This window comes from Porcipelethomonas ammoniilytica (assembly GCF_025567485.1).
Classification (GTDB): Bacteria; Bacillota; Clostridia; order Oscillospirales; family Ruminococcaceae; genus Porcipelethomonas; species Porcipelethomonas ammoniilytica.
Genome location: NZ_JAOQKH010000009.1, coordinates 69000 through 77782, shown reverse-complemented (window position 1 = coordinate 77782; position 8783 = coordinate 69000). Strand labels below are relative to the sequence as shown.

The following is an 8783-nucleotide window of genomic DNA, read 5'->3' as shown; positions in this document are numbered from 1 at the left end:
AATGCTTTTTTATCTATACATTGTATATCATCAAAAAATAAATATTCTTTTAAACAATACCGATACATTCCCATGGCCAAAGTCTCAAAATAACCTTTCCAATAATATATTCATCTGCAATACATCCAACTGAAGACGATCTACTGTCAATCGAAACCGAACGATGATCTCCCATAACAAAAACCCTGTTATCAGGCACCTGATACGGCAATTCAATGTCACACTCACCAAAAGCTTTCTCACTAAGATACGGTTCATCAAGGATCACACCGTTGACATAAACCGTACCGTCCTCGCTGATATCAATAACGTCACCGGCAGTTCCGATTACTCTTTTAAGCAGAATTTTATTATTAAAATAAAACGCCACAATATCTCCGCTTTTAAAGTTACTTCGCTTATTGCATATTATAAGCTCGTCATTATTCAGGGTCGGAGACATACTTTCACCTGTAACACGAAGAACCGGAAGAAAAAGCATTGATATCAAAACTGCAACCGCCGCTACTACAAGCAATGAAGCAACTGTATTATACAAAGTTTTTAAGTATCCTCTTTTATATCTGATACGCTTCATTTCAGATTCAAGCTGTGCAGCCGTAGGAAGATCCTTTATTTTCTCACTGTTCATGCCTGCCTCACTGCTCCGTTCCGACCTTTTTACATTCACTGCTGCCGGACGCATTGTGCTGCTGTCCGTTTACAAAGCAGCTTTCTGCAGCATTCTTCACAGCGTGAATTATTTCCTGCATACAATCTTCAGATAATTCTGTTTTTGAGTTAAGAGCAGCCTTTGTCAATTCATCAACACGTACCCTCAAGCTTTCATTTTCCTGCTTCACATTGCTTAATTCCTCCTGGAGATAAAACATAATTTCCAGCAATTCAGCACGTTTAAGCTTACGCAATTCCTTGTCAGTCATTTTTTCTCCTTTCTGGAATTAAAGTTTAATTTTTGCTACAAAGCAAATAATAAAAATCAATTTATCTATATTATAAACTGTTATATTAAAAATGTCAAGAAAAAACCTTCCGCCTTAATCAAATTAGTGCATAATCACGAATTTTCAAGTACTTTTATTCATAATTAAAGGTTTTCGTTTGGCACATTGCACATAATAACATCTTGTTTAGATTTAATTTACAATAATACATCTATATATTCTTAATATATATTGGTAAAATAAAGAAAAATTATAATAAAAAAATAATGGAGCATAATAAATCTCCATTATTTTTACTCTATTTTAAATATGTTGTATAGTAGCCCCAAATGGCATTAAAGAAAGTTTTGCTAATTTAAACATCTGTTTTCCAAATGGAATGCCAATAATCGTTATAGACAATAAAATACCTAAAAGTAAATATCCGATAGCCATTGGAATTCCACTTAATATCAGCCAGAATATATTTGCAATCAACGACACTGCTCCTCCGCCATAGACAACTTCTTTTCCAAACGGAAAAAATGCTATAGAAGCAAATTTAAAACACTGTATACCTATCGGAATACCTATTATAGTAATACACCATAGACACCCAGACAAAATCCAACTTAACCCGCTTATAATTCCGCCCAAAATAAACCATAATAAATTTCCTATTATACTCATATGTTCGCTCTCCTTAGATAAAATTAATAGTTACCATTAAAACATAATAGTATCATATAAACTATATTTTAACATAATTCGTCTCATTTCTCAAGCCACTAAAAAAATTTAGTATATCTGTTGATGATTACAATGCCGTAAATTTACCTATATAAGAGAGCCTGCTCCGCAAATTACAGAACAGAAATACACAGCGTTTTGTATATACATACCCCTCAAAATATGACCGCTGCATTGAAAAAAGCAATATAGCAACACGAATTTAAGCCAAGCTAAACGCTTGGCTTTTTAATTGGACTGATGTTAATATCTTAAATGGTTTAAGAACCTAATAACCCATATATTTCATCTTCACATATAATAATTTCATTTAACAATTTGACATATTGATTTCCCAAAATTAAATTTCCCTTAAGATAATCTCTGTATATAACTCTGTACAATAACAACCAATGAGTAATAGAATTGTCCAGAACACTTATCATTTTTATACCTTTTTCTCCAATATTACTCTTATTTTCATTTAAATAATGCCGTAACAATTTTCTGCGTCCTTTTATATTCCAGATTTTCCAATTTAAATATATAATCATACTTCTGTCTTTTGAAGGGGCTACAGACTCTAGATCAATACACTCCATTTCAAATAATTCTTTTAGCTTTAACAACGCCTGCTTTCCAAAAAAATGCAATAAATTATCTTCCGTTTCACTTTCCTTCAAATAATTATTTCTTGAATTTGCAAAAGCGAATAACGGATTGTTAATATATTTATCAATCGTATCCATATTAAAATTAAAAACAAAAATACTACTAACATCCTTTGTAGCATTATACAAAATATTTTTAGGTAAAACGCCCACTTCTTTATTACCGGAAAATGCTTCAAATCTGCCATACGATATTACGCTGGGATTATCTATAAAGAAAAAATTATCTGTATCTTCGCCAACAATTAAAAATACATGATGCGTTCTGATCTGATTCAGCTTATAAGCTTCATTATAAAATGATGAATAGGGCAGTCTTTCGACAATGGTTTTAATAACCGGTATTTCACCTGAATTTAAAATTTCACTGACTTTATTAACGGTATTTTCATTTTCTTCATATTCTTTCATTGAAAACAACATTTTATTAAAATTATTTTCAATCGTTGCAAAACAAGCGATGCTGTTATCATTATATAAACTTAATCTAACAGTAGTTTCATTTAAAAATGCCTTATAATAATCATTTCGCATATTATATTTATTTTTCAATATTACATATGCGCTTTGAACAAGACAATCCCCAAGAGAATCCACAATCTCATCTGCCGTACCATCATCATTATAATAATAATGCATACTCAAATAATCTTTCAAAGCAATCCTCCCTTTCTACCAATTTTCCATAACCGCATTCATTTTGACAGGCTCATCATACTGATTATCCCAGTACCAATAATAAGTATCGCATTCAGGCAATCCTTTATCCAAAGCCCTGACAGACAATACAAAACGATTTCCCTTTGCGTCTAAAGCATAAATCGTAACTCCGCCTCTGAAATCGGTTTTTATAGCTCTCAAATCATTTAATGCCTCATAACAAGCTTCTTTTAACGTCATATTCATTTTTAGATAAAGAATAACAGACCTTGCAGTATTAGACCTTAAAGTCAATTCCCCCATTCCGGTACAAGCAGCTGCTCCGTATCTATTGTCAGCATATATACCGGAACCAATAACAGGCGAATCTCCAAGTCTGCCGGGATATTTGAAGCTCCAACCGCTTGAACTTGAACCGGCACTAAAATTTCCGTCATTATCCTGCGCAAGAAAAATTGTAGTACCTTTTGCTGTTTTATTATTCGCAGTCAACATTGACAATCTGATCAGGCTTACGTCCGGCCAATTATTTGATTCACTTAAATTACGGTTATTATTCAGCCAGTCATTCCAGTCCTTACAAGTACGCACAGTAAGATTATCTCCGGATTCTGCATTGCAATCTTCAGCAAATTTAGCAGCGCCGTTTCCGGCAAGAAAAACATGAGGCAATTTTTCCATTACATTTCTGGCAACAGAAATAGGGTGCAAATATCCGGACAACGCTCCAACTGCTCCTGCATTAAGAGTTAAACCGTCCATGATACCTGCATCCAATTCTACTGTCCCAAGCAGATTGGGATGGCCTCCATATCCAACCCACCCCGCTTCAGGATCTGATTCCACTAATCTGATTCCGGATTCAATAGCGTCCAATGAAGAGACATTCTGATTTAGCATCTGAACAGTCTTATTAATTCCATTTGTTGCCACTGAATTAGTCAATAATACCGCCATAAAACATACTTTCCTTTTCCTTTAATAATTTTTCAGTCAATTCATTGTCAATATCCCTTGCTCTGTAAATATAATCTTCTGAGATTTCCTTTTCGCCGTCTATTGCCATTGATTCTGATTTTTTTAAACAGAATCTCACCTTTATCTCTTTTATTTGTTTATCTGTAAAACTTCCGTTTTTATAAGCTATATCAGCAGCAGCCTGAATACTTCTCATATCAATAATACTCTTGATCATATTAAACGTATGCGTTCCTCCCGAGGAACTTCTTGATCTGGAACCGTTGACAATTTGCGGTATTCTATACCCGCTGGGAATCAAAGGAGTGTAAACAAATTGATAACCTGACGCAGAATAAGTCAGCCATGTATAATAGTCCTCAGAAACTCTTTCTATAGGAAACGGACACCTTAATGCCGCATCAGTACGTACGCTTGTAGACGACGTTAGATTAACATATCCGGTTTCGGTTGCAATTCTTATCCATACATTTTTCCCCTGAGGAGGATTATTGACATGACTGTCAAGTATTTCCTGAATGGACGGTATAATTTTATTTTTTGGTACAATATCACTATTATCATCAATTACCTGAAATGTACTGTAAACGACTCCGGCTTCCTGTTGACGGTTAAATATTTTTCTTGTAACCTCAAGTCTTTCAGGATGGGAAATATCATCTTGATCAAGGTATAGAACAAATGGGCAGCCCAATTCAAAAGCTCTCTTAATACCGATATTACGAGCATTGCCGGGACCCAGATTTTCTGATAAAAAAATAACCTCCATCTTTTCAGAAAAGTACTTTTTCATTTGTTTCAGAAAGCTTATCGCTTTTTCAGATGTTGAAGCGTCGTCAATTACAATTATCTTCCAGTCATTATCAGTTTGTAATTTTATACTATTTAAAGCTTCTCCAAACCACTTAAGTTCTATCTCGTTTCCGTCGTTATAATGCGGTACTATAAACGCACCAGTTTCATTCCGTGACATACATCATTTCCTTTTTAAACGGCATAAGCAAGCCTTTACAAGTCAGAGTATTCAACAGTTCAAAAGTATTTTCACGATTATATGTACTTATCAGCTCATCAATAGTATGACCCTTGTCAACTGATTCAAGAAATTTCAATTCAGCATCGCTTAAACTCCAATCAACTAATTCAAACGACTGATTCCAACGCGGATCGTATGATTTAAATTTGCCGTTTATTACCGACCAGTCAAATCCCTTAGAAACAATATCCTCCTTATTCCATTGGATATCATCTGATTTTCCTGTTGCACATTTTGAAACGATCAAATCATAATGGTCAAAATCTATTTCGGGATGAAGATACTCCCAGCTTACACACCGTGAAGTTCCATAATTACTTTTTATATCATGAGACATTTTTTTCATGATCGGATTCAGTTTTATTTCCGACTCATTCATGCTTCCGGATATAAATTCATTATATGTTTCAGATATCAGATTTTGGATTCTGTCAGCAAATAATGTATAAGAATAATTTTTTATAACGTTCTCCCTTGCATTAACTCCCATTTGTTTTAATAGTTCAGGATTATTAATCAACAATTCTATCCTATTTTTAATTTGCTCTAAATTGATTCTCACACCGTTTTTCGATAAAACGGTTTGAATACTGAATCCGGTTACATTATCTACAATAGTATCCTTTAGTCCGCCCCAATCAGTACCTATCACAGGCAGACCGCATGCTTGCATTTCAACAGGAGTATAACCAAAATTTTCACTTATTAAAGTAGTCAGATTAATACCTATATCAGCCAAACAAATCATTTCCGCATAAGTTTGGGAAATATTCTGAGTATCAAACATTATAATTCTGGAATTCAGATTAAACTCTTCAACCATTTTATAAAATTCATTTTTAGTATCTGGCGACGATTTATCAGAAAATTCCGGTATATAAAAATTATCAAAAGAACCCATAAACATTAAATATAAATTTTTATATTTATCTGCCATATCTCTAAGTATACTGAGAAGCAGCATGGGATTTTTCTGTAAATTGATCCTACCGCAGTACAGCATAATAAAAGCGTTTTCCGGAACATTATACTTTTTTCGCAGTTCCGACTTATTTGGTCTAGGATAAAAGATCGACGTATCCACACCAAAAGGTATAAAACATGACTTCAAACTATTATCCATAACTAATTCTTCAAATATACTCTGACAAGCAGTAGAATTTAATATAATCGAATCATAGCTTTTAAAACTGTCTTTGTTGTCATAAAGCCAATGACCGCCTTTCTGCATTGATCCTAAACCGTAAGCAACAACCGGAAACTTTTTCACAGTTCTGTCTATAGTATAATAGGGAGATAAGACCATTAGTAAATCAATTTTTTGAACAAATTCTCTGTATCTGCTATCGTTTTCTACTTTATAAGAATCAATTTCTAAAACTTCTATTGAATATTTTTCCTGTAGTATGTTAATAGACTGTTTCCAAAGTTTCCCTACGCTTATGTATGGCGGATCGCCCCTTGTATCCAAAAGAATTCCTACAACCGGTTTATTTTTCATTCCTTTCATCCTTTACTAAAGTTTTTTGCACCGAATCATTAAAGCCTTCCGCATATGTACGGAAAAATTTAATATACATAAAAAACGTTTTTATAAACATTATAACTGTACTAATTCCCAAAACAAATAAAATCACATAAAAACTCAGTATTAACTCCTGATAATAATTCCATCTATCCTCTGTTCTTATTCCCTGAACGAAATTCAACATATAGTCATAATAATAAGAAATATCGCATATACGGTCATGTTCAGGTATAAAGCCTTCGGGTATGTATATTTTAAACGTACACAAAACTATTATAGGAATTATAAAAGCAATACATAATATGGTACCGAGTATGCATAATTTTACATTTACTGACGGAACTGCATTGTCAAAACCCTTGACAGCTATAATATAATTTACTATTTTTTTTATATTTTTAATAATTACAGAAAAAAGTTTTACAACCACAATCAGTCCTATAACGAATATTATGATATTAAAAAGCTGCATCAATAACTTTTTTGAAGAATTTAAATCGTTTTGTTTATATAATTCAAGCTTATTATTCAGGAGTGCATTTAATTCCTGGATTTCCTTATTGCCGATTGAGCCGTTATTTCCTTTGACATAAAAGCTTTCAATTCTAGTCGAATCATTAATATCAGTTTGATAATATACCGGTACAAACACTGTTTCAAGTCCATTAGAAGATAAATCACTTACAAAGCTTTCGTTATTCTCATAGACTCCGGAAATAGTCTTGGTTTCACCATTCAATATCATTTGACATCCAATAATATCTATACTTTTAAAAAGCAAATTTGCCAGACTGTCGCTTATTACTATTGCATCAGATTCTGAAATAACTGCTGAAAAAAAATTGCCCTTTATCATATTTATATTATGTATTTCAGGATAATTTTCATCAGTAAGAATAATATTGACATTATCAGATAAAAGAGAAGTATGGTATGCCTCAGCTGTTCCGTTTTTACGGTTCTGTACATTTACTGTCATAATATCATCTGAATTATTAACGGCTTGTTTAATCTCAGAAAGCGTTATATAGTCCGTATTATTTTTTGATACATATTCTACAGCCTCAGGCAGCGCTGATATTACTTGCTGCCGTACTGAAATACTCATAAACATAAAAAGTGCAAAAATTATTGTGTATAAAAATAATTTAAGCTTTGAATACTTAGTTATAATCACCGTACTACCCTCACAGTCTCCCCAGAGGTAAGCGCTCTTGACGATGATACTACGACTTCAATATAAGCACTTATATCATCTCCGTTAATAGCCGACTTCACATTATTTTTTTCCAACTGATCTACTTTAACTTTTTTTACATAGTATTCTTCACCAAACAAACCGTCTCTAGACTGTAAAACATAAACTACAGTATCTCTATTTTCATCTTTAGAAATTGCATTTAAAGGAACAACATTTTCATATAAATCCGAGGAAATAATATAATTGACTTTTATTTTCTGTCCCTCATAAAACTTTTTATTACTGTTATCTATCTCGGCATAAAAGAAATACTGCTTTTTTTCAGTATCATATTCTCTTTTAATAACCGTAGTATTAACAGTTTTTTCTTCAGTTGACGGCTTACCTTCATACCACGCAGTTTCCATATAAGTCAACTGTACCTCATCTCCGACTCTGCACAGTACGTCATCTGTTTGACCAAATGAAAATTTTACAGACATACTTTGAGCTTCATCTGTAATTTCCGCCAAGGTATCGCCTTCCTTAGTCAAATCTCCGGCGTTTACCTTTATTTCAGATATAATACCATTATTTTCAGCACAAACATTTCCATCATAAGGAACCTGCTCTTTATACAGTTCAAGCTCTCCTTCGGCAATTTCCAATTCATCTTCAAGTTTAGCACGATCCTTATATGATAACCATTGGTCAAGCTGATCTTCAATTTTTTGAACCTCAAGTTCTTTCTTTTGTATATTTATAGAGAATTCTTTGCTGTCTACTTCAAAGAGAACGTCTCCGGCTTTAACTTCATCATTTTCCTTTACATAAACTTCCGTTATTTTTAATGGAACATTGTAACATATTTTCTGACTATCAACCATTACCTCACCGGTTGCACTTGAAGACACCGAAAGCTTTTCCGCAGCAGGATTTATTACCTCTACATATGGAAGAGACATATTATAAATTGATTTTGAAAGAAAAGTACACAAGAGCAATATAATCAATACAATAACAGATATTTGAATCAAAAACTTTTTATTATTTTTTTGTTCCATTAACATTCACCTCT

Annotated in this window: 9 protein-coding genes; all 9 read right to left on the bottom strand. The window is 33.0% G+C overall.

The features are described from left to right. Positions 1–49: 49 nt before the first annotated feature. Positions 50–631 (bottom strand): signal peptidase I, encoded by a 582-nt coding sequence (gene lepB / locus OCV67_RS08620; RefSeq protein WP_147643577.1) that lies wholly within the window; start codon positions 629–631, stop codon positions 50–52. A 7-nt stretch (positions 632–638) separates the two neighbouring features. Further along, a complete protein-coding gene (locus tag OCV67_RS08615) occupies positions 639–923 on the bottom strand; it encodes a hypothetical protein (protein ID WP_147643576.1) in 285 nt (94 codons plus the stop codon). Positions 924–1247: 324 nt separating this feature from the next. Further along, the gene (locus tag OCV67_RS08610; protein WP_147643575.1) at positions 1248–1613 is read right to left on the bottom strand and encodes a YccF domain-containing protein; all 366 of its coding nucleotides are present in this window, start codon (positions 1611–1613) and stop codon (positions 1248–1250) included. Positions 1614–1933: 320 nt separating this feature from the next. Beyond that, a complete protein-coding gene (locus tag OCV67_RS08605; RefSeq protein WP_147643574.1) occupies positions 1934–2980 on the bottom strand; it encodes a hypothetical protein in 1047 nt (348 codons plus the stop codon). A 15-nt stretch (positions 2981–2995) separates the two neighbouring features. Further along, positions 2996–3940 carry an isoaspartyl peptidase/L-asparaginase gene (locus tag OCV67_RS08600; protein ID WP_147643573.1) on the bottom strand — a complete coding sequence of 315 codons (945 nt, stop codon included), beginning with the start codon at positions 3938–3940 and terminating at the stop codon, positions 2996–2998. Then, positions 3921–4934, bottom strand: coding sequence for a glycosyltransferase family 2 protein (locus tag OCV67_RS08595; protein WP_147643572.1), 1014 nt, complete (start codon positions 4932–4934; stop codon positions 3921–3923). The genes OCV67_RS08600 and OCV67_RS08595 overlap by 20 nt, the downstream gene beginning before the upstream one ends. Then, positions 4921–6498 (bottom strand): glycosyltransferase family 4 protein, encoded by a 1578-nt coding sequence (locus OCV67_RS08590; protein WP_178085062.1) that lies wholly within the window; start codon positions 6496–6498, stop codon positions 4921–4923. Before OCV67_RS08590 ends, OCV67_RS08595 begins: the two co-directional genes overlap by 14 nt. Further along, positions 6488–7702 (bottom strand): ABC transporter permease, encoded by a 1215-nt coding sequence (locus OCV67_RS08585; protein ID WP_147643570.1) that lies wholly within the window; start codon positions 7700–7702, stop codon positions 6488–6490. Before OCV67_RS08585 ends, OCV67_RS08590 begins: the two co-directional genes overlap by 11 nt. Beyond that, entirely contained in the window at positions 7699–8769 is a 1071-nt protein-coding gene (locus OCV67_RS08580; RefSeq protein ID WP_178085061.1) for an efflux RND transporter periplasmic adaptor subunit, read from the bottom strand. The genes OCV67_RS08585 and OCV67_RS08580 overlap by 4 nt, the downstream gene beginning before the upstream one ends. Positions 8770–8783 lie beyond the last annotated feature (14 nt).

Coding starts and splice junctions, on each gene's coding strand:
- lepB (WP_147643577.1), bottom strand. CDS start 631: ATGAACAGTGAGAAAATAAAGGATCTTCCTACGGCTGCACAGCTTGAA.
- OCV67_RS08615 (WP_147643576.1), bottom strand. CDS start 923: ATGACTGACAAGGAATTGCGTAAGCTTAAACGTGCTGAATTGCTGGAA.
- OCV67_RS08610 (WP_147643575.1), bottom strand. CDS start 1,613: ATGAGTATAATAGGAAATTTATTATGGTTTATTTTGGGCGGAATTATA.
- OCV67_RS08600 (WP_147643573.1), bottom strand. CDS start 3,940: ATGGCGGTATTATTGACTAATTCAGTGGCAACAAATGGAATTAATAAG.
- OCV67_RS08595 (WP_147643572.1), bottom strand. CDS start 4,934: ATGTCACGGAATGAAACTGGTGCGTTTATAGTACCGCATTATAACGAC.
- OCV67_RS08590 (WP_178085062.1), bottom strand. CDS start 6,498: ATGAAAAATAAACCGGTTGTAGGAATTCTTTTGGATACAAGGGGCGAT.
- OCV67_RS08580 (WP_178085061.1), bottom strand. CDS start 8,769: ATGGAACAAAAAAATAATAAAAAGTTTTTGATTCAAATATCTGTTATT.